Source organism: Chroococcidiopsis sp. CCALA 051, assembly GCF_003015105.1.
Lineage (GTDB): Bacteria > Cyanobacteriota > Cyanobacteriia > Cyanobacteriales > Chroococcidiopsidaceae > Chroococcidiopsis > Chroococcidiopsis thermalis.
The window spans coordinates 1-21,248 of the sequence record NZ_PYCI01000071.1 but is presented as its reverse complement, the minus strand read 5'-3'; the positions used below and the strand labels follow the sequence as shown (position 1 = coordinate 21,248).

Genomic DNA, 21,248 nt, shown 5'->3' with positions numbered 1-21,248 from the left:
GTTCCCGTGACCTCCCATTTTCAAAAAATTCCAGCTTGCCGCGCTGCTACCATGTATCGAAAAATGTATTCTATCAACTCAACATAATTACGCGCTGAGGTGAGGGAATCTGCCCAGACAGTCACGCCATGATTGCGGATTAACAAAGCCGGGACTTGAGGTAATTGAGTACTGAAGCGATCGCTAATTTCTGCGGCAATTTGAGGAACTTCTAAATGATTTTCAAATATGGGAATTGCCACCTGGGGGTTTTCTTCCCATACACCCAAGCCTTTAACCATTTCCAGGGGTGGTAGTAGCAAATTTAGTTTCTCAGTAAAATGAGAAACTAAATTTGCTTCAATTGAGTGGACGTGATAGCAAGCTCGAACCGCTGGAAACAAGCTATAAATTACTTGATGAATTATCGTTTCTGCCGAAGGTTTAATATTAGCAGATGCTCTTTCTAAAATCTCACCAGTGAGGGTAACGCGCACGAAATCGCTAGTTGATAGTTCTCCTTTTGCCTTCCCACTTGCCGTAATCCAAAAACTATCATCAGGAAGACGAGCAGAAAGATTTCCCGCCGTTCCTACCATCCAATCTTGACGGTAGAAATAACGAGCAGCATCGATCAATTCAAAACGCGGATCGGTAGTTTTGCTATTAGTTACTGAAGGTTGATAATTAAGCATGAATCAGAGGTAATAAATATAATGAATTACGCGCTCGCGCTTTGACGAAACCGAATCTCTTTGCCCGTGTATTGAGGAACCCAACCTGTTGTATCGATAAAATATCGTACAGCTTTAACTCGTCGTGCGGTTGTTAAATAAAACCAATGCTCGGTTCCGGCAGGGACGTTAATATACTCTTCTGGTTGTACTGTGAGTTCTACTTGGCTACCATCAGGACGCACAAAGCCGAATATCCCTTCACCATCGACAATATACCTGACTTCATCATCGGCGTGAGTGTGAATGCGATCGAACTTTGCTAGCATCTCATCTAAATTGGGAATCCCAGGATGTAATGCAATTAAATCGCGAGATTGATAACCATCGGTCTGTTGAAGTTGCTCAAAATAGGTATCTAAAGCCACGAGGACTCGTTCTTTTTCCTCTGAAGTTAAGCTTTCTTGTGCTAGCAATTGCCGTAATTGGGCATCTTCTCCTACACTCCAGTAATTGAGTTGAATATTAAGAGCAGCCAATTCGCGGCTGATATCAGCTAGTTGGTTGTAGATTGTACCATCTTCTAGTTTAAGAAGCGCCATAGGGAGTGAGTAGTGAGTAGTGAGCAGTGAAAATGCAAATAACAAACGATCGATTACCAATTACCAATTACCGATTACCAATGTCAACTGATAACTGTTCGCTGATAACTGATAAAAGGGTTTACATACAATTCTTTTTGACATTCTACGCCGACTTCAAACTTACAATCAGAACGGGGAGTGGCAATGCATAACAAAACGTAACCTTTTGCGGCTTGCTGGGGTTTGAGGGCGATCGCATTTGTCTGTTCTACTTCACCTGATAAAATCCTGGCAGCACAAGTAATACAAGCCCCATAACGACAGCCTACGGGTAATTTTAATCCAGCCGCTTCTACCGCATCCAAAATATATTTGTCTGCTGCTACGTTAAGAGTAAAATTATTTCTGTTAACCAGTTCGATTTGATAGGTTTTCATTCGACCAAAAAACCTGCCCCTATGATTCTCTTAACTCTAAATCCAAATATCTGAAGTACAATCGCCACCAGGATATCGCATTTCGTGGGCGCGGGCTGCGCCGTTTGGTTCTCGACCAAAATCTATGTAAAAGTTTTCATTAATTTTCAATCCTCCCTTTTCCGTGTCGCAATCAATTTGCAACATGTAAGACCCCTGTTTAGCCAAATCTGGATAAAATTGATTATCCCAAGTACTGAATAGAGAGTTAGTGACATACAACCGCTTACCATCCAAACTTAATTGCAACATTTGAGGACCACCTTGCAATTTATGCCCCTGGACTTCGCCACCTTTTCCTAACAATCCACCACACCAAACTTGCCCAGTCAATTTAGGCTGAGAAGGATTGCTAATGTCATACTGACGAATATCTCCATGCAACCAGTTGGAAAAATAGAGATAGCGATCGTCCATTGACAGCAAAATATCGGTAATTAAAGAGGGAACGGGAATTTCCCAGCCTTGAACCTCGACGGATGGAACATCAATAACTTTCTCAACTGCCCATTTTCCGTTAGATTTATGCCAGTGCCAAATATTACTACTTAAGGCTGCACCCACATAGCCGTGTGTACTATCTGGATTGTGATGAAAACGCACTTCTAAAGGAATTAAACCTTCTGTACCTAAGTCAAAACTTTGAATAATTTCGTGTTTTTTCCAGTCCCAAAAATGCAATTGCTGACCGTAATTTCCGGCTGCGACATCGTTGAGGTCAAAGCCTGGATAATACGTTTTGGGTGCACCCCATTCGCTACTTATCATGATGTTATGACGTGGCTGATACCAAAAGTCATAATTAAACTTCATCGCCGTGGCTTGTTGTTCCCAACGTCCGACAATATCAAAGTTTTCATCGAGTAACAAAAAGCCGCCAGGTGCATTCCCTTGACTATCACCTAACATCGAAATCATCACATGACCATCTGCTAGACAATGGACTGTATGAGGGGCTGTTAAATTTGTTTTCGCTTTGATTTCTTCTGGTTCGATGACTTTATAAATTTGAGGCGATCGCGTTTCTTTTGTATCTACAATATAAATCCGGCTCGATCGCTGTCCAGGTACGATCGTAAAGCGGCGAGATTTACTCGCGTCACCGTGACACGAACTACATGCATTCCAACCAAAATGATGTAACTCATCGCCTAAATAAGGCATCGGTAAGCGATGAATTACCTGAGAATATGTCGGAGAGTCAGGAGCGACATCAATCGTCGCTAAATAATCTGGTGCTTCAATTCCCGTACCCGTATAAAGGGCGATCGCATATAATATCTTTTCTCTCTCTGCTTGCATCGCCGCTTGGGGAGATGCATAGCCAGGACCGCAGCAAGTATGATTGGTCATTGGTCATTTGTCGTTGGTCATTGGTTAAGTGCGGATACGACATGTCATATCTCTACAGTTAACCGTCTACTAATAACAAAACTAGCATTGATTGCTAGGAATACCGTACTATGTTTGTATTTCTTACAGATGGCTGAGATCCAGCAGTTGTAAATCAATTGTCAAATTACTGTTCATCTGACTGTGACGCGCTAACAGCACTTGAACGAATGACAACCTTCACGAGTAGTTCACAACTCAAATAGAAGTTTCACATACAATACTTAACAATCTGACTGAGTTTACTTCATAGTTTGTAACTTTTATTGACAGAACGTAGGGAGCGTGGTTTAGGATGTAGTTAACCAGATTAAATAAGTCAGCCTAATCCAATCATAATTGGAGCGGAGGAACCGAATTTTGGGGCTTATCTCTGAGATAAACAGAGAGGGACATCTCTCAGTCCTAGCCCGTCAGCTAACTTCGTCGGCATTGAGAGGAGACTGTAAAGATCGAAGATTTCTAGATCCCATTCAGTGTCCTTGGCTGGTTTAAACCTGCTACGTTTTACCTGTACTTGGTGCTAAGGAATTGATTCCTGATGGCAGCCAGAGGCAGGAAAGCTAGCCATAAGGAGAAGTAAACCAACAATGTTAGAAAAACAGAATCGCATTGCTTTAATTTCTGTTGATGGCGATCCAGCGATTGAGATTGGGCAAGAAGAGGCTGGAGGTCAAAACGTTTACGTGCGCCAAGTCGGTCTTGCCCTTGCCCAGCAGGGATGGAAAGTCGATATGTTTACTCGCCGTAGCCGGAAAGAACAAGCGGCGATCGTGCAACACAATGCTAATTGTCGCACAATTCGGTTACCAGCGGGAGCGCCAGAATTTATCGGACGGGACGAACTATTCAGTTATTTACCGGAGTACGTCAAAGCTTTCCAAGCTTTTCAACAACAGCATGGATTTCGTTACTCGCTCGTCCACACTAACTACTGGCTATCTGCTTGGGTGGGAATGCGATTGAAGCAACTGCAACCTTTGAGTCAGATACATACATATCACTCGTTGGGTGCAGTTAAGTACAGAAATATTGACGAGATTCCAGCGATCGCAACTAAACGGTTAGCAGTAGAAAAAGCTTGTTTGGAAACAGCGGAACGGATAGTCGCTACCAGTCCTCAAGAACAAGAACACATGCGATCGCTTGTTTCAACCACAGGACAAATTGATATTATCCCCTGCGGTACGGATATAGACAGATTTGGGTCAATCGAACGCGAAGCAGCGCGGCAGCAGTTAGGAATTGCAACAAATGAAAAAGTCGTGTTGTATGTCGGTCGATTTGACAAACGTAAAGGGATTGAAACCTTAGTGCGATCGGTGGCAAGATTGCACGCAGCAGGTCGGACTAACTTGAAATTAATTATCGGTGGTGGCAGCCAACCCGGTCGCTGTGACGGCAGAGAACGCGATCGCATTGAAGGAATTGTTGGAGAGTTAGGTTTAGATACGATAACTGTTTTTCCAGGTCGCTTGGACGATCGAATTTTGCCAGTTTACTACGCCGCTGCCAATGTTAGTGTCGTCCCCAGTCACTACGAACCTTTTGGTTTGGTAGCAATTGAAGCGATGGCAAGCCGAATTCCCGTGGTTGCTAGCGATGTCGGCGGTTTGCAATTTACCGTAGTTCCAGAAGAGACGGGATTACTCGCACCTGCTAAAGATGACGTTGCGTTTGCCCAAGCGCTCGATCGCATTTTAGCCGATTCTAGCTGGGCAAGAAAGTTAGGGGAACGAGGTCGGCAACGGGTAGAAAATCATTTTAGCTGGCAAGGTGTAGCAATCGAATTAGGACATTTGTATACCACATTGAATTCAGCCACGGTTGAGACGAGTAGAGCGATCGCAGCTTAGCAATAGTAAACGTTGGATAGCAAACTGCACAAGGAGAAATACCATGTTAAGGATTGGGGATTTCGTGCAACACAAGCAAGCAGATCTAACTGGTGTTGTCATCGGTTACGGACATCAGATAATTGATGACATTTATTTGCCAACATTAGTGGTACATTTAGATCGAAGCAAAAGTTTCAGCCGCAAAGGTATTATGGAAGATCTATCTTCCAAGTGGTTGCCTGTGGAAACAAAAATGCATACTCATGCCGCTTAGAGCTGAAAATTAGATTTTTGTTTCTGAGATTTTCGTGTCTGTTGTATTTTCCTGAGTTGTGAAGTGTAGGACTACCTGAGTCTGAATTGTCAGATTCAGGTTTTTTTTGCTCATACTGGATCGCACCGGATTTCTACCATAAATCCATCTGGATCGTAGCAGTAAACGCCTCTACCTGTAGGGCGACTGACAGGACCGTGGGCGATCGCAATTTGATTATCTTTCAATACTTCCACGGCGCGATCGAACAATTGCGGATCGATATCGAAGGCAAGATGATAGGCACGAGTAAAACTCCGTTCGGGATCGGGATCTGGTGGTGTTAACTCCGGTTCCCAGAACAAATCTAAAACCGTTCCATCTGGAGTGACAAAGTTAGCGACTTTGCCTTGCGCTACCAAGTCTATCAAAGTAGAGGGGATTTCATCGCCTGTCAGTTCGTGCAATCCCAGAATATGACAGTAAAAGTGGCGCGATGCTTGCATGTCTTTGACATTTAAGGCGATGTGGTGGACTCGCCGCAGGTTGCCAGGTGCAAGGGTACTGGGAATAGTCATGGTGAAGTCAGTCCTCGTAGGGGCGGGTTTTTGAAGATCCCTATACTAGAATAAATAGTTTTGCGGTTAAACCCGCCCGTACAGAAATGGTGAAATCAGTTGGTTGACTTCGTTTTTTGCAGAGAGTTAACATTGAAAGCCAAAGCAGAAACAATCAGTAACATACCTACAGATTCCGTAAGTCCTGGTCGTTCTCCCAGTTGCAGCCAAGCCGTTAATACTCCCACTACAGGATTCATTAACATACCCAATCCTGCCGTACTTGCAGATAGATGATTTAATATATACAGCCAAAGCAACATTGCGATCGCCGTACCTGGGATAACGTTGTAAATCAACGCTACGACAAACTCGTTAGACCAAACAATCGGTTCAGAGGGAATGAAGAGAACGACAAACAGTAGCGGCACAGCACCGAAAAGAGTTTGCCAAGCTGTCAGCGATAACAGATCTAAATTATGTTGTTGTTGCAATTTCTTGGCGACAATGACCCCACCAGCCCAGCATATCCCCGCAAGAATGGCTAATACCTTACTAAAAACCGTCCCATCAAGCTGCTGAGGTTCTAAAATCAGTAGCAAACCAGCAAAACTAAGGGCGATCGCAATCCATTGTATTGTTCTGACTCGCTCTTTTAACAGCGATCGAGCTAAAATTAGCGTCCAGAAAGGCATTGTGTAAACCAAAACTGCCGTTTTTCCGGCTCCACCACTAACTAAAGCCCAAGTTGCTAACCCATACAATCCACTTGTCTGCAACAACCCCAGCAGAAAAGTACCCCCAACTGCTTGAGGTAACAACGGTTTTTTCAACCACGCCATCACGAGAAATAAACTCAAGGCTCCGAGAACTATCCGCAAAGTTGCGAATGTAAACGGTGGTGAATATTCCACTGCTACTTTCATTTGTACCCAGTTATAACCCCAAATCAGAGCTAGGGCAAACAGAGCCAAAATCGCACTGTGGATAGATGACTGAAATAGAGATTTAAGACTCTGCAAAAGTCTTCAAGAGGATTCTATCGGGTTTACTCTGCCAGTGTAACAAGGTGAAATCCATTAGGAAACTTGACAATAGAACTCCCAAACTCAACCAGTCCGCAAACCGATTTCAGCTACATCTAAACCGATTTCAGCTACATCTACTACAACTGCTTGTTTCAGGGCATCAGTTCGATCCAGAAATAGGTTATCGTATGGTACTAAATTGAGAATGCCAAGACTCTCTAAAAGATGCTTGACTTTACCAACTGCCCCCACGATAAATACTTGAGAACCTTTTGCCTGAGAATCTTTAATGGCAGCTTCGATTACCAGTGCCGCAGTTTCATCTAGATAAGGAACATCGCTCAGATCCATCACTAAGGTATCGCAACGCTTGATAGATAAATGTTCGCGGGCGATCGTTTTTGCCACTCCAAACAGCATTGGTCCCCCCATGTAAAACAAAGAAACTCGCCCATCAGCTAAATTGAGCAACTCTTTCTCTTCTAAATTGAGCGGGACGGAATCATCTGCACCACAAACTGCTTTGATTCTTTGAGCTTGTAAATGGCTCAATTGCTCAATTGTCAGCAAGTTAGCAATAAACATTCCTACCCCAGCCGCAACCATCAGATCGAGGAAAACTGTCATCAGCAGTACGCCATACATGATTAAGGTTGATTTCCAAGAAACCTTATGCGCTCGTTTCAAGAAATTCCAATCGAGCATTTCAATTCCCACGGCAAAGGCAATTCCAGCTAAGACTGCCATTGGAATGTTTTCTGCCAAGTCAGCCAGCCATAACACTACGACCAACATCAGCACCGCACGGATCAAACCAGCCAAAGCAGTTCTTGCCCCAACTTGAACGTTAATTACCGTTCCCATCGTCGCACCAGAACCAGGCAGTCCACCGCACAAACCAGCAACCAGATTTCCTACTCCCTGACCGACTAACTCCCGGTCTTCCTGAGTCTGGGTACGGGTCATACTGTCAGCAATAACTGAAGTGAGCAGCGCGTCAATAGAACCCAACATACCTAGCATGGCTGCATCAACGAACATCTGTACGGTTTGAGCTGGAGTAAAAGTAGGTAAATATAGGGTCGGTAGTCCCGATGGAATCTCGCCAATCCGTCTCAAATCCATATCTTGCAGCAAGGTGAAGGAAATAAATGTGCCGATAACTAGTGCTGCTAGTTGTGGTGGTATCAAGTGCTTGATTCTATGTGGCAAGAAAAAAATAACTACCATTGTCAGAGCTGCTAGACCAGTTTCGGCAGGGTTGAGGTTTGATAGCATCTGGGGTAGATTTTGTAACGTTCCTATCAAACCCCCTTTAGGAGCTTCATGTCCTAGAAATGGCGGAATTTGCAAAATAATTAGAATTGCACCAATTCCAGACATAAAACCTGAAACAACGCTGTAGGGCATGAGAATAATATATTTACCCAAACGGAAGACACCAAAGAGAATTTGAAAAACTCCCGATAGCATCACTACCGTAAATGCCATTGCCATACCATTCTCAGGATTCCTAGCAATCATTGCGCTAATAATTGCCGTCATAAATACGGTTGTCGGTCCAGTTGGTTCGGAAATTTGTGTGGGTGTGCCACCAAACAGAGAAGCAAAAAAGCCAACACAAATTGAGCCATAAAGCCCTGCAACTGGTCCCAAACCAGATGCAACCCCGAACGCCAAAGCTATTGGTAATGAAACAATTGCATTGGTGACTCCACCAAAAATATCACCACGTAAGTTTCTGAAATGAATCCTATTTGTTAGCTGTAATTTTCTGAACCGAATCTTATTTGTTAGCTGCATTGGTTGTTCATCCCTTCAGAAAAAGACTATTGATGTCATTCTTTATGGGAAATAAGTCGCTAATATGATTCCTATTTATTGACTGTATGGATTCTACTTCTAGAGCTAGAGGAATGACACTCTTATCATTCCTTGTATCATCAAGTAATGGGCTAACAAAACGAATTTATATTTCTTTAATTTTCCAATTTTTCCTAATAGCAACGTTGCTTTTTAGCAACATACAAATAAGTTTTAAAAATAGATTTCATTGAGAAATAGTATTGAATTTTAGTAAGGTCAAAAGTCAAAATCTAAAAGTCAAAATTATTTTTACACGGGAATAAAGCTTTATATAATTTTCGATGCGATCGAAGAAAATCAGGGAAATAATCTTTTTGTATCGCTCAATACTAAGTTGAGGGCAAAGGTATGATTTTGTTGCGCGCACAGGCACAAGCAAAGAAGATTACTAAAAGTCTTTCTCTAAGTATCCAGTTTTCTACGAGGAATCCCATGAATTTTTAAAGCATCGCTGAAGGTAGGACAATAATTAGGTAAGCCAAAGCTGCTGGGATTGACAACGTTCTTGTAAGTAAAATAGCGATATTGCAAGCAAAATCTATCCCAATCTGCCATCTGAATACGGAATAAAACTATAAATAAATTAGCTATAGATAAATAGAGAGGAATACGAAAATAAATCTTTTTATTGAAATATCTACAAATTTCTTCTATTAGCTGGTTAGCGGTTAATAGCTCTTGTCCTAAAACGTAGTGAGTTGGTAATTGGTAATTGGTAATTGGTAATTGGTAATTGGTAGATCCCTCCTTTTCCCTTTGTCCTTCTTCCCTACTCCCTGCTCCCTGCTCCCTGCTCCCTTTAATCAAATATTTCACGACTTGAGCAACATCTCGTCCGTGAATAAAATGGAAGCTGCCTTCTGTTTTGAAGAAACGGGCGATGTTAATCCACTTGGCAACATCGGGTAAGCCAGCAGATAGGTGGGAGTATGGTTTCTGGGCATCGCCTCCCAGGACTAAAGTGGGAAATAGAACGGTAATTTTAGGGGCGATCGCTAATTCTGGTAATCTACTTAAAGTTTCATATTTAGAACGAATATAATCTATGCCAAGTGTTCCTGCTTCTTTTAACAAGTTATTTTGACGATCCAAAACGCTAGCTGTAGAAAAGTAAATGACTCGCTGGCATTTTTCTGGATCGAGTAAATTTAATAGTTGAATTGTTTTATTAACGTTAATTTCAAAAGTATCTTCGCCACCCCAAACAGTAGCTACTAATACAGCAATATCAATTGTTTTCAGTAAATCAGCAAACTGTTCGATATTAGCTAAATCGCCCTGTAATACTTTTACACCAGGGCGAGTAATATCTACTTGTAGTTTCTGAGGATTTCTAACTAGTAAATATAGTTCGTAGTCAGTTTCTTGAATTAAAATTTCAGAAATATAGTGACCGATACAACCGCTAGCGCCAGTGACTAAAATTCTCATAGTTAGTGGCTGGTGGCTAGTGGCTGGTGGCTTGACCTAAAGTGTGTTAAATTATACATATATTTTTTACTATACTGAAATGAACCTTCATAGTTATCAAGATCTCAAAGTTTGGCAATTTGGGATAGATTTAGCTGTTCTAGTTTATCAGTTGACTCAAGCTTTTCCGAAACAAGAAACATATGGTTTGTCATCTCAGATACAACGTGCAGTTGTATCTGTTACTTCTAATATTGCAGAAGGTGCAGCAAGAGATTCAACCAAAGAGTTTTTACACTTTTTATCAATTACACTTGGTTCTTTAGCAGAACTGGAAACTCAATTAATTTTGGCGCAACGGTTGTCATATGTAAGCGAACAAGATTTACAAATTCTTTTATCTAGAACTTCTGAGATAGGTAGGATGGTTAGAGGTTTGCAAAAATCTTTAAAAGCAAAACTCTATCCACCAGTCACTAGCCACTAGCCACTAATATCTAATCTGTTTAGCAGTTTCAAAGAAGAACCTAACATTATCTTCTGGAGTTTCAGGAAGTACTCCATGTCCCAAATTCAGGATATGTCCCCTTGTACCTGCTTTCTTCACCGTATCGTAAATGCGATCGCGAATAAATTCATGAGAACCAAATAACACCCCAGGATCGAGATTTCCTTGCACGCCAATTTGATTCCCCAGTCTCGCCCGTGCGTCTGTCATGTCTACAGTCCAGTCTACGCTGATTAGGTCTGCACCACTGCGCGCCATTCTTTCTAATAAACCTGCACTTTCAGCTACCAAAAGAATTAGGGGTGTATCGGGATGAGTTTGTTTAACTTGTTGAAATACTCGCTGTTGATAGGGTAAAGCGAAAGTTTCGTAATCTTGAGGTGAAAGTTGACCCGCCCAAGAATCGAACATTTGTACGACTTGAGCGCCGCAGTCAATTTGGTAGCGAACGTAAATGGCGATCGCATCTGCTAGTTTTTCTAGTAGCTGGTGCAATACTGTCGGGTTAGAAAATGCCATTCCCTTAATAATGGAATAGGTCTTAGAACCTTTTCCTTCAACTGCATAGGCTGCAAGCGTCCACGGCGCACCGACAAAGCCTAAAACTGTAGCTTTATTCCCGACTTCGGCTCGAAGTGCCTGTAATATTTCTTTAATAAAAGGTAAGGATTCTGCTGGTTCTAACTGGCGCAAAGATTCAATTTGCGCTTGAGTCCGAATCGGCGAGTGAATGATTGGTCCCTTGCCTTCCGCAATGTCCATATCAATTCCCAAACCAGGCAACGGCGTGACAATATCGGAAAATAAAATTACGCCATCTGGTTGAAAAGCTCTCCAGGGTTGCAAAGAAACCTCAATCGCTACTTCGGGAATTTCAGAACGCTCCCGAAATGATGGGTACTTCTCGCGTAAATCTCGATACGCCTTCATATAGCGACCTGCCTGCCGCATCATCCATACTGGCGGGCGGTCTACTTCTTCTCCACGAGCAGCCCGTAGCAAGTGGGGAACCTGGGTTGCAACAACCATTCTTGCGCCTTGTAATCTTTCTGCAATTCTTTAGCGTATCATCGATCGTCATGCGATTTTTACACAAGCCTGTCAGAAATAGGAGAAAAGTTGCTAATTTCCTACTCCCATCTGTATTTGTACTTATCGTGAGTTGCTTCTATCGCTTGCTATCAACAAACTTGAAGCTTGACATAGCTGACACGGTATAGCGTCGAGTTACTTTTTCGTAGAGTAGCATTAACCGCCACGCGCAGCACAAGTTATTAGCAGATTGGATGCGATCGCTATACAAAAACCTTGTTAGAATTTACAAAAATATAATTTGTTTAATTTAAGTTAAACGATTTAATTAATCTTGATGTTGTCGATATTGTCGAGCTTTTGTAACATAGAAGATGAGCTATCTTTAGTTAGTTAGGTAAGTATTTTTTGTTACCGTCGATCGCACAAACACAACTATATATTTGTATTTGCTGGATATATTGAGTAAAAATTAATGCAGTCCAGTTAATAAGATCTGGCGATCGCCAAAATAAATAATTTGCTAGCGTCATAAAATTAGTTGACAAGCAAAAAGCAAGAACCATCAATTAAGAATCAAAAGAATTGCCCTACCTCCGAAAATATACTTCTTTAGATAGATCGGACAAATAGACAAGCAAAACTCTCAGTAGAGATACTGAACTCTATTATTCGCTATACCTGTAAATATAGTATCCGTGGTCTTGCTACTAAAGAAGACAGTATTTTTGAATGCCGATCGAGGGAAGAAATATGGATAATAAGGCTGACTTTTTAAAACAGCACGTAGCGCAAACACAAATTGTACGGGAAGTAAAGCTGAGCGAACAAACTGCAAATGAAACAAAATCACCTCAGTTTAATACTTCCGATCTGCTCATGCTTTTAGGTCCGATTGGCTTTATTATGGGCTGGACAATTTTGTTTTTAATGCTATCTAAAATTGGAGTTGCGGCGCGAGATGAACTCTTGTTTACAATCAAGCGCTTTCAAAAAGTACCCTGTCGAAACTGTCAATATTTTACCAACAATCCTTATCTCAAGTGTGCTGTCAATCCTTGTGCCGTTTTAACAGAAGAAGCACTGAAATGCTCTGACTATAGACCAGCGGAAAAGGTTGAAGAATTAGACGACGAAGATTAGCGTAAAAGACTGAGAGGAGAAAATAGAAGGAACAAGGGAGACAAGGGGGACAAGGGAGACAAGGAAGCAGAGGAGAATAAATAACTCTTAAATCTTCATTTTTAACTTTTAACTTTTAGCTTTTGACTTTTAATTTAGTTAATATTTGCCATAATCGCGTTGCAAATCGAATAGGACTTTCTCGGCATACCACTGAATAGTTCTACCAGGATTCCGGTCTTTCGCTGCACTAAGGAGTCTGTTTGCGGCTTGGCGGTCGCCATGTAACAGTAGCAAGAGTTTTTTTTGTAGCGGGCGGGAAACCTGTTCTATCCTAATGGCACTATCGCTATCTCCACTTCCTTCGCTATCATATGGTTTTTGGCGACGAGGCGATGAAAATGGGGTGGTTTTGCTTTTGCCATGCTTTCTTGGCTGCACCCACCTGAGTCGGCGGCGAGATTGTTGAGAACGGTAATAAGCAAACATGAATCCGAATATGAGTGCAAATACAATTACTACTCCTAGTAATACAAAAAGTCTCTGCATAGATATGACACTAATAGTAAGTAACTTGAATTGGTGCTGCGAGTAGACAACTATGAATTTTCTGTATTTATAGTTCCCAATCTGTTACAAAATTTACTTTCATATGACGTATCAATACTTAAAGCTTCAATGAATTTTTTTCAGAAAAATAACTTTTCGTCTCTGTTGCCGTCGCTGAACTCTCAAGTTTGGATTTTGGCAAGCGGTCGCTTCCTATCAAATGTAGGTACGGGGTTTACCCTGTTTTACGCGCCAATTTTTTTCGTCAACCAAGTCGGCTTATCTGCCACTGCTGTCGGTTGGGCGTTGGGTAGTGCTTCTATTTCTGGAGTTGTGGGACGAATTTTGGGGGGAGCATTTTCAGATTCACAGTTTTGGGGTCGTCGTCGCACTCTCTTACTATCAGCAGCGATCGCGGCGATCGCCTGTTTTGTCCTCGCCATTACTCCAGATTTCACCACTTTAGTTATCGGCAACTTACTCCTGGGACTGGGACAAGGTTTGTATTGGCCCGCAACTGAAGCTGTTGTTGCCGATGTAACATCCACCGACCAACGCCGCGAAGCTTACGCCGTGACTCGCTTAGCCGACAATCTCGGTCTAGGGATGGGAATTGTATTTGGTGGCGTTTTGATTGGGACGACAGGAGCTTATCGAGCGCTATTTATTTTAGATGGGTTATCGTTTCTAATTTTCTTAGCCGTCGTCTATTTTGCGATCGCCGAAACTCGACCGCAGGAGAATCAAACTGGAGCGTTTGCGCCTGGGAGTTGGCAAATAGCCTTGAGCGATCGCAGCTTATTAGTGTTTGCGATCGTCAATATTATTTTTACAACTTACATCGCCCAGCTACACAGCACCCTACCCCTTTATCTGAAAAATTTTGTTCCAGTTAGCAGTGGAGGTCAAGGATTTACTGAAACTACAATCAGCATTTTATTCGGCTGGCATATGGCTATGGCGATCGTGACTCAGTTACCTGTGGCACGCGCTTTAAAACGTTTTACTCATCCTCAAGCTTTAACAATCTCTGCCTTGATGTGGACTTTAGGCTTTTTCTGTATTTGGATAACAGGAACAGTTGCTAGTGGTCAAATCACTTGGGCAATTTTAGCTTTAAGTCTACTGGCGATCGCCACTGTTGCTTACACTCCCTCTGCATCCGCATTGATTACCGACCTCGCACCTCCAGCTCAAATTGGTATCTACTTTTCCATCAACTCTCTATGCTGGGCAGGCGGGTATTTCATCGGACCGCCCTTGGGTGGTTGGGCATTAGACCAGTCAAACGCGATCGCAGATAGTTTTTGGTTGGGTTCAGCCCTTAGCGTGGCGATCGTCGTGGGAATTTTACAGTATTTACGCCGCTTATTAGGGAGCAGGGAGCAGTTATCAGTGACCAGTGACCAGTGACCAGTTATCCGCAACCAATGAGTAGAGGAGCAGAGGAGCTGGGAGCAGGGAGCAGGGGAGCAGGGAGCAGGGGAGCAGAGGAGTAGAGGGAGTAACTACCAATTACCAATTACCTATTACCACTGATAACGGATAACAGATAATTACAATCAGGGGAAATACGCAAGGCAAAAGTTAATTTGGAAGAATAAAATTAATTGCCTTCCAGTTAAGTCTTGAAGAGGCTGCGATCGCAGCCGATTGATGTATTTGTGAAAGACAAATGCAAAAATTTTTCATGCCTAGATCGGTAGGTATTTGTTTACCTGTCCGCAGCTTTGCTGTTTTTCGTCAGATATGAAGTTTATAATTAAGTATCAATTTACTTCCTGGTTGCCACAGCTTAATTCACAAGTTTGGATACTGGGAATTGGTCGTTGTATTTCCCAACTAGGTATCGGTTTTACCTTATTTTATACAACCATATTTTTTGTCAATCAGTTAGGATTTTCTGCCACTAGTGTTGGTTTAGCTTTAGGAGGTGCATCAGTTGCAGGCATATTGGGTCGGTTGGTGGCAAGTTCTTTATGCGACTCGTCCGTATGCGGTCGCCGTCGAACTCTATTACTTTCCGCCACGTTAAGCGCGATCGCCGCAGCCATCTTAGCCGCAACCAATAGCTTTGCACTCTTAGTTATCGGGAACTTACTGTTGGGGTTTGGACAGGGTTTGTACTGGCCCACTATTGATACTGTCATCACCGATTTAATTTCTCCCTCACAATGCCAAGATACTTTTGCCGTGATGCGAGTCATGGACTATGTAGGCTTAGGTGTAGGAATTCTTCTAGGTGGGGAAATAGTCGGTTTAACAGGCGCATATAGAGCGTTGTTTTTGTGCAACGCTGTAGGATTTGTTGTTTTCTTCATGCTGGTCTATACAAAAGTTACAGAAACTTACCAACCGCAGAAATCAAGCTCTCGAATTAAAGGCAATTGGTCAGCAGCATTGAGCGATCGCTGTCTTTTGGTCTACGCGATCGCTAACACGATGGCGGTTGTATATGCCTCGCAGTTTCAAGCCGTGCTACCTCTATACTGGAAAAACTTCGCCGTTGCAGGTAGTACAATCGAGCAAGGATTTTCAGTCACCACAATTAGCATCCTGTTTGGCTGGCACGTACTTTTAGCGATTGTCTGTCAATTGCCAATTACCCGTGCTTTGAAGCGCTGGAGTCCCCCTCATGCAATGATCTTTTCTACCTTAATGTGGGCATTAGGTTTTGTTGTCATTTGGGTAACAGGTATAGCGCCATCGGTTCGCCTTGGCTGGGCGATCTTAGCAACAGAAATTTTTGCGATCGCTGCTGTATCCCTAACTCCTGCTGCGGTATCGATCGTCAACAGCTTAGCTCCCCCCTCACAACGCAGCGTTTATTTCGCGATCAACTCCCTCTGTGGTTCGCTCGGGTACATCATCGGTCCTCCTTTAGGAACTTGGGTATTAGATCGATCGCCTCAGATGGCAGATAGATATTGGTTGTTTTTAGCTGCGAGTACAGTATTCACGATCGGCATTTTGCAATACCTGCATCGTTTGTTGCAACAGCGAACAGTTGTCAGTTATCAGTGACTAGTAGCTGGTGACTAGTGGAACCAGAATTGCTCCTCTGCTCCTCTGCTCCTCTGCTCCTCTGCTCCTCCGTTCCCTGCACCGAAGCGCTCCCTACTCCCTGCTCCCTCATGTGGACTGATGTAATTAGCATATTTCTCAAGTCAAATTGCCCTTTATGTCAGCGTCCGACTGGGAAGGTATTCTGTGTTGATTGCACGAGACAACTACAGCACTGTCAACTGAGCAATCGCCATGTCCGTTCTACAACAGAAATCCCAGTATTTGCTTGGGGAATCTATGGAGGAGCGCTCAAACGGGCGATCGCGGCTCTAAAGTACGAGAAAAAATCTCAAATCGCTCAACCGTTAGGGTTCTGGCTGGCTGATGCTTGGTTAAATCTCCCATCGACTTCAAGCCAGCCAATTGTCATTCCAATTCCACTGCACGCAACCAAGTTAAGGGATCGCGGTTTCAACCAAGCGGAGTTATTAGCGCGGAGTTTTTGTCAGATGACGGGGCTAAAATTGCGATCGCAGGGATTGGAGCGCGCGCGCCAAACTGTACGCCAGTTTGAATTACCTGCAAACGAGCGAGAGCAAAATTTAGTTGGAGCCTTTCACCTCGGGTCGGATTTTCGTCACCGTCGCCCTGTACGTCCAGTTTTGATCTTAGACGATATCTATACAACTGGCGCAACAGCTCGCTCAGCCGCTCAGACTTTGCGTCAAGAGGGGATTCAAGTTTTTGGAGTCGTGGCGATCGCTGCTACCTTGAAAGGAAAGGGCTAAAAATCAAAAATCTTATTTGCCCAAAACTTTAACTATACCAATACCACCAAAGTAGAGCGCCAGCACCGCACCCGCGAGCAGAGATTGAGTTATCGGATCGGTAGAGGGTGTTAATACTGCACCTAACACGACCGCACCTAGCAAGACAAAGCGCCATCCCGACAGCATTTTGGCAGAAGATACAATACCCAATATACCGAGTAAGGCTTGGATAATGGGAATCTGAAACGCTAAACCGATGCTGAACATGAACAGCAAGACAAATTCAAAGTAGCGATCGATCGACCATAGTTGTTCTACTACATCTGCTCCGTAGCTGATAAAGAAATTTAATGCAGCTGGAATCAGTACCAGGTAAGCAAAGGCTAATCCGGCTCCAAACAGCACGGTAGAACCTAAAACAATTGGTGCAATTAAGCGGCGTTCGCGGCGTGTCAATCCTGGTAAAACAAACTGGACGATCTGGTAGAGGATGAATGGACTGGCTACCAGTAAACCGCTGTAGCCTGCAACTTTGATTGAAACAAAAAAGTATTCGCCTGGAGCCAGTTGTAGAAACTTAACTCCCTGTGCTGGCACTTCTAATAATCTAACAATCGGTTTGACGGCTATGAAACAGCCAATAACCCCTACGACTACAGCAATTAGGGCATAGAAAATCCGCTGTCGCAACTCCTCTAGATGCTCGAACAGGGACATTTCCACTTCGTCAGGCAGTTCGTTCAGATAAGAATCTTGCTCTTGAACCGCTGGCTCGATGTCATTATTTACATCTGCCTGAGATGCAGTGTCAACTTCAGAGGGTGGTGTCATTACTCAAGCCATTTCCATATCTGATGAATATTGTATCTGTAATGAAGGGAGCAGGGAGTAGGGAGTAGGGAGTAGTGAGATTTTGATTTTTAACTTAACTTGTCATCCCTCATTCTTGATTTGAACCATCGCTCTAATTGCTGCTTCAATTCGTTGCCAGCCTGTAGGTGAGGTTAGATCTATACCCAGAAATGATGGGTATGTGCGCGATCGCAATGTTAAATAGACGATTCCCGCAATTAAAACTGCGCCGATCGCTGGAAGATCGCGATTTTGGGATGTAGGGTAGTTTTGCCTTAAATAATCCAAGCAGGCGATCGCTGTTTGTTCTCTGATTTGTGCTAGTTCTTCCGTTAACTCGTTTCCTTCTAACAGCTCCCAACGTAAGATTTCTTGCGTAATTGGACGCTCTTGTAAGTCTTGTGACAGTTGCAATAGCATTCTTACCATTTCTTCGTCCCAAGAATCTGCTGCTACGCCATTATCGATCAGTTCTTCGGCATTAATCCAATAATCTCCTTCTTTACCAAATGCCCGCAGTAGCTCTGGCAAGCTGCCAAAATATCGGTAAATTAACACTTTATCGACTTGTGCTTCGCGGGCGATCGCATTGATGCCTAATTGTCTAAACCCTGATGCTGATAGTAATTTGCCCACTGCTGCTAGAATTCTAGCTTTTGTCTCCTCTTTATCCCGCGTCATCGAAACATCGTACTATTGTCACTGACTGGTGACTATGATACCTTGTCACTATCTGGTGACTTAAGTAAAGTTTGGTCGCGCAAAGACAAGGACACTTCCGTGCGGGGGTTCCCCCCGTTGAGGAAAGTGTCCGTGCAGAGGCGCAAAGTGTTTTTCGTAGAATAGGCGTGAAGTATAAGAAAATGAAGAAGATTTGTTTAGATTTAGAGATTTATACCTATCAGATCGATTTTGTCGGTCATGTGAATAATTCTGTTTATCAGCAGTGGATGGAAATCGGAAGGACTAAGTTGTTAGAAGCGGTAGGAATGCCAATTCACGCGATCGCAGAACGCGGTTTTGTGCCTATATTAGTTCAGACAAATATTAATTACAAAAATCCTCTTTATTTGGGCGATCGCGTGCGCTTAGAGTTATGGCTTTCCGAACTCAGAGCTGCATCTGCCATACTAGATTTTCGCTTTTTTAATGGTGATAATACGTTGGTAGCAGAAGCACAGCAAAAAGGACTATTCATCGATCGAGAAACTAAGCGTCCGCGTCGATTGCAAACGGAGGAGCGAGAATTATTTAGTCCTTATGTAATTTCTGAATTTAGCGCTAATTCCAATCGAGAAACAGCAAAAGTGTAGCTTTATTTAGCTTCTGGTGAAACCTTGACTTCTGCACTAGTTTGAGTTAAGTTGCCAGCACTGTCTCTAGCGGTATAAGTAATCGTATAAATTCTCGGTTGTCCGTTTTTAGATTTTGCTCTTAGAAAAACCCGTCCATCTGAATTAATTTCAATATCTTCTGAGGTTAAGCGATCGCTTAGAGCAAATTTATCGTTGAACCTATTTTCACTACAACAGTAATTTCACCAGATTACTTTCTGGTGTGCGATCGCAATTGGCGTATAATAGATAAGGTTAATGTTTTGCTAAATTGCGTAAACATTTACATCTATTATCAAATATTTTGAAAAGTTAAATTTAAGATTTAAGCTCGGTAAGTCCTCTTTTTTAAGGAGGATTTAGGAGGATCTAATTACTTGCTACATCAATTGACATCGACGGATGCACGTCAGAATATTTAGCAACTAATCGAGAAACTTGTGGGTTGTATAATCGCAGATAATTCCAATAATTCCCAAATACTTGACGCACGTATCCTTGAGTTTCGCCAAAAGGAATTGATTCGACAAATTCATCAGGATCTTGAGTATTGAAACGCTTCAGCCATTTTTCTACGTTGCTCCAACCAGCATTGTAACTCGCGATCGCCAACAATGAATAATTATCAAACCGATTGTGGGTGTAATCCATATACCAGGTTCCTAGTTGGATATTATCCTGGGGATTTTCTAAATTGTACTCAGATACATTAATTTTTTCTGCTATGTATTGAGCTGTACCAGGCATTACTTGCATTAATCCTACTGCTCCAGCTACAGAACGAATTGTCGGTTCAAAACGTGATTCTTGACGAATTAAAGCCGTGACTAAAAGCGGATTGAGCTGATGTTGTTGCGCCCAAGTTTGAATTAATGGTAAGTAAGGAAAAGGATAACGTGCTTGCCAATAGCCTAGCTGTTTACTCAAATTTTGATATTCTGCTTTTTCTAAGGGAATATCTCTGTCTTCTAAAGTGGAAATTTCATTAATACCAATTAAGTTTTCTCCCTTCGCCAAATACATTAAACCATCGGTAAATTGTTCGGCTACAGTTGGTTTTTCTGGATTGCTGTATTCTACCTGCCATAAAGCTATAGCATCAGCATCTTGCCCTAATTGATAAAGCTCTTTTAAAGCAGGAGAACCAGCAAGCGGAAGGACACGTTGAGGCAATGAAAAATCGGGGTTTATCTGACGTACAGTTGTAAAATCACCAACATCTAAACCCAAAAGTGTAGCCGATCGCCACGCATAATAAGACTGGGGAAACTTACTCAAAACATATTCAAAAGCAGTTTTAGCATCCTCATTTTTGCCTAATTTCTCTGCCCATTTCCCGATCCAAAAAGCCGATCTAGGTGCGAGAATATGTTCGGAATTGCGCTGAGGAATAGCTTCTGCCCATCTCGTTGCGGCTTGATAATCTTTTTTTGCAGCTTTTTCTTGTGCGACTTGCCAGCGATATTCCGCTGCGGCATCTGAATCGCCATATTTATCTAATAATAATTGTCGGACTTTGGCAGCAGATTGCTTACTATTCAGATTGTCGAGTAAATTTGCTTTTGTTACCAATGCTTCCCCTGCTTGTTTGGGAAAACGATTGACAATCCAATCTAAATATGAAATAGCTTCTTTCGGTTTGGATATCCGCGCCAATCGCATCAGCGCCATTCCAGATTCTTCTGCGTTGGGATAAGCAGCTACTAGTTGTTTGTAAACAGAAATAGCTTCTGTTTGTTTGGTACTCAATTGCAATCCTCTGCCCCAGCGATAAACGTTGCGGGGGGTACGAGGCGATTTAGCGTAGGCGACAGCAGCTTTACCATATTCCCGATTCTCCCAGTAAGCTTGGGCGACTGTTTGCCAATGTTGGGGTTTGAGTTGCGCCGCCGACTGACTGACTAAGCGATCTAAAACAGGGACGATCTCCGGCTTCTGGTAGTCATATTGCGCCAGAAGTAACTGCAATCGCGGCTGCTGAGGATTTTTTTGGAGTAGCAAACGGGCAATATCTAAAC

Annotated in this window: 22 protein-coding genes and 1 riboswitch; of the genes, 8 read left to right on the top strand and 14 right to left on the bottom strand. The window is 42.8% G+C overall.

Features of this window, described 5'->3' with window-relative positions; genetic code table 11:
- Positions 1-20: 20 nt before the first annotated feature.
- From mtnB to C7Y66_RS17675, 4 genes are all read right to left on the bottom strand, one after another.
- Positions 21-674 (bottom strand): methylthioribulose 1-phosphate dehydratase, encoded by a 654-nt coding sequence (gene mtnB / locus C7Y66_RS17690; protein WP_106546603.1) that lies wholly within the window; start codon positions 672-674, stop codon positions 21-23.
- A gap of 26 nt (positions 675-700) precedes the next feature.
- Positions 701-1,255, bottom strand: a complete 555-nt coding sequence (locus C7Y66_RS17685) for an acireductone dioxygenase (protein WP_106546602.1) — start codon at positions 1,253-1,255, stop codon at positions 701-703.
- Positions 1,256-1,338: 83 nt separating this feature from the next.
- Positions 1,339-1,674, bottom strand: coding sequence for a 2Fe-2S iron-sulfur cluster-binding protein (locus tag C7Y66_RS17680; RefSeq protein WP_106546601.1), 336 nt, complete (start codon positions 1,672-1,674; stop codon positions 1,339-1,341).
- 36 nt (positions 1,675-1,710) lie between these two features.
- Complete coding sequence (locus C7Y66_RS17675; protein ID WP_106546600.1) at positions 1,711-3,066, bottom strand: selenium-binding family protein; 1,356 nt, start codon at positions 3,064-3,066, stop codon at positions 1,711-1,713.
- Between the two features lie 350 nt (positions 3,067-3,416).
- Positions 3,417-3,552: riboswitch (cyclic di-AMP (ydaO/yuaA leader) on the top strand.
- Positions 3,553-3,695: 143 nt separating this feature from the next.
- Here C7Y66_RS17675 and C7Y66_RS17670 point away from each other — a divergent pair.
- Both C7Y66_RS17670 and C7Y66_RS17665 read left to right on the top strand, forming a co-directional pair.
- Positions 3,696-4,961, top strand: coding sequence for a glycosyltransferase (locus tag C7Y66_RS17670; protein WP_106546599.1), 1,266 nt, complete (start codon positions 3,696-3,698; stop codon positions 4,959-4,961).
- Positions 4,962-5,004: 43 nt separating this feature from the next.
- On the top strand, positions 5,005-5,217 hold the full coding sequence (locus C7Y66_RS17665) for a hypothetical protein (protein ID WP_015154948.1): 213 nt from the start codon (positions 5,005-5,007) through the stop codon (positions 5,215-5,217).
- Between the two features lie 110 nt (positions 5,218-5,327).
- Here the strand turns inward: C7Y66_RS17665 and C7Y66_RS17660 are convergent, their stop codons facing one another.
- The 4 genes from C7Y66_RS17660 to C7Y66_RS17645 form a co-directional block, all read right to left on the bottom strand.
- Complete coding sequence (locus C7Y66_RS17660) at positions 5,328-5,774, bottom strand: VOC family protein (RefSeq protein ID WP_015154949.1); 447 nt, start codon at positions 5,772-5,774, stop codon at positions 5,328-5,330.
- Positions 5,775-5,869: 95 nt separating this feature from the next.
- Positions 5,870-6,775 (bottom strand): DMT family transporter, encoded by a 906-nt coding sequence (locus C7Y66_RS17655; RefSeq protein ID WP_199197489.1) that lies wholly within the window; start codon positions 6,773-6,775, stop codon positions 5,870-5,872.
- 87 nt (positions 6,776-6,862) lie between these two features.
- On the bottom strand, positions 6,863-8,584 hold the full coding sequence (locus C7Y66_RS17650; RefSeq protein WP_106546598.1) for a SulP family inorganic anion transporter: 1,722 nt from the start codon (positions 8,582-8,584) through the stop codon (positions 6,863-6,865).
- Positions 8,585-9,049: 465 nt separating this feature from the next.
- Positions 9,050-10,078 carry an NAD(P)-dependent oxidoreductase gene (locus C7Y66_RS17645; RefSeq protein ID WP_106546597.1) on the bottom strand — a complete coding sequence of 343 codons (1,029 nt, stop codon included), beginning with the start codon at positions 10,076-10,078 and terminating at the stop codon, positions 9,050-9,052.
- Between the two features lie 43 nt (positions 10,079-10,121).
- Here C7Y66_RS17645 and C7Y66_RS17640 point away from each other — a divergent pair, with 43 nt between their 5' ends.
- A complete protein-coding gene (locus tag C7Y66_RS17640) occupies positions 10,122-10,544 on the top strand; it encodes a four helix bundle protein (protein ID WP_233222728.1) in 423 nt (140 codons plus the stop codon).
- Between the two features lie 3 nt (positions 10,545-10,547).
- On the opposite strand, the gene hemE is transcribed toward C7Y66_RS17640, so the two are convergent.
- Positions 10,548-11,594: a uroporphyrinogen decarboxylase gene (gene hemE / locus C7Y66_RS17635; RefSeq protein WP_106546595.1), complete on the bottom strand. Its 1,047-nt coding sequence runs from the start codon at positions 11,592-11,594 to the stop codon at positions 10,548-10,550.
- A gap of 392 nt (positions 11,595-11,986) precedes the next feature.
- Positions 11,987-12,130 (bottom strand): hypothetical protein, encoded by a 144-nt coding sequence (locus tag C7Y66_RS31175; RefSeq protein WP_158265949.1) that lies wholly within the window; start codon positions 12,128-12,130, stop codon positions 11,987-11,989.
- A gap of 220 nt (positions 12,131-12,350) precedes the next feature.
- Between C7Y66_RS31175 and C7Y66_RS17630 the strand changes: the two genes are divergently transcribed.
- Entirely contained in the window at positions 12,351-12,740 is a 390-nt protein-coding gene (locus C7Y66_RS17630; protein WP_106546594.1) for a hypothetical protein, read from the top strand.
- Between the two features lie 138 nt (positions 12,741-12,878).
- Here C7Y66_RS17630 and C7Y66_RS17625 read toward each other — a convergent pair whose 3' ends face one another.
- Positions 12,879-13,268, bottom strand: a complete 390-nt coding sequence (locus C7Y66_RS17625; protein ID WP_106546593.1) for a hypothetical protein — start codon at positions 13,266-13,268, stop codon at positions 12,879-12,881.
- Between the two features lie 129 nt (positions 13,269-13,397).
- Between C7Y66_RS17625 and C7Y66_RS17620 the strand changes: the two genes are divergently transcribed.
- The 3 genes from C7Y66_RS17620 (at position 13,398) to C7Y66_RS17610 (ending at position 17,062) form a co-directional block, all read left to right on the top strand.
- Positions 13,398-14,681, top strand: a complete 1,284-nt coding sequence (locus C7Y66_RS17620) for an MFS transporter (protein ID WP_106546592.1) — start codon at positions 13,398-13,400, stop codon at positions 14,679-14,681.
- Between the two features lie 336 nt (positions 14,682-15,017).
- Positions 15,018-16,292: an MFS transporter gene (locus C7Y66_RS17615; RefSeq protein ID WP_106546591.1), complete on the top strand. Its 1,275-nt coding sequence runs from the start codon at positions 15,018-15,020 to the stop codon at positions 16,290-16,292.
- A gap of 110 nt (positions 16,293-16,402) precedes the next feature.
- Positions 16,403-17,062, top strand: a complete 660-nt coding sequence (locus C7Y66_RS17610; protein WP_106546590.1) for a ComF family protein — start codon at positions 16,403-16,405, stop codon at positions 17,060-17,062.
- 12 nt (positions 17,063-17,074) lie between these two features.
- Here C7Y66_RS17610 and tatC read toward each other — a convergent pair whose 3' ends face one another.
- Both tatC and C7Y66_RS17600 read right to left on the bottom strand, forming a co-directional pair.
- Complete coding sequence (tatC, locus tag C7Y66_RS17605; protein ID WP_106168443.1) at positions 17,075-17,875, bottom strand: twin-arginine translocase subunit TatC; 801 nt, start codon at positions 17,873-17,875, stop codon at positions 17,075-17,077.
- A 102-nt stretch (positions 17,876-17,977) separates the two neighbouring features.
- Positions 17,978-18,577, bottom strand: a complete 600-nt coding sequence (locus C7Y66_RS17600) for a TetR/AcrR family transcriptional regulator (protein WP_106546589.1) — start codon at positions 18,575-18,577, stop codon at positions 17,978-17,980.
- 182 nt (positions 18,578-18,759) lie between these two features.
- On the opposite strand from C7Y66_RS17600, the gene C7Y66_RS17595 reads away from it, so the two are divergent.
- Positions 18,760-19,209, top strand: coding sequence for a thioesterase family protein (locus tag C7Y66_RS17595; protein ID WP_015154961.1), 450 nt, complete (start codon positions 18,760-18,762; stop codon positions 19,207-19,209).
- Positions 19,210-19,599: 390 nt separating this feature from the next.
- Here the strand turns inward: C7Y66_RS17595 and C7Y66_RS17590 are convergent.
- Positions 19,600-21,248, bottom strand: a 1,649-nt coding sequence (locus C7Y66_RS17590; RefSeq protein WP_106546588.1) for a transglycosylase SLT domain-containing protein, incomplete at its 5' end; no start/stop codon positions are given.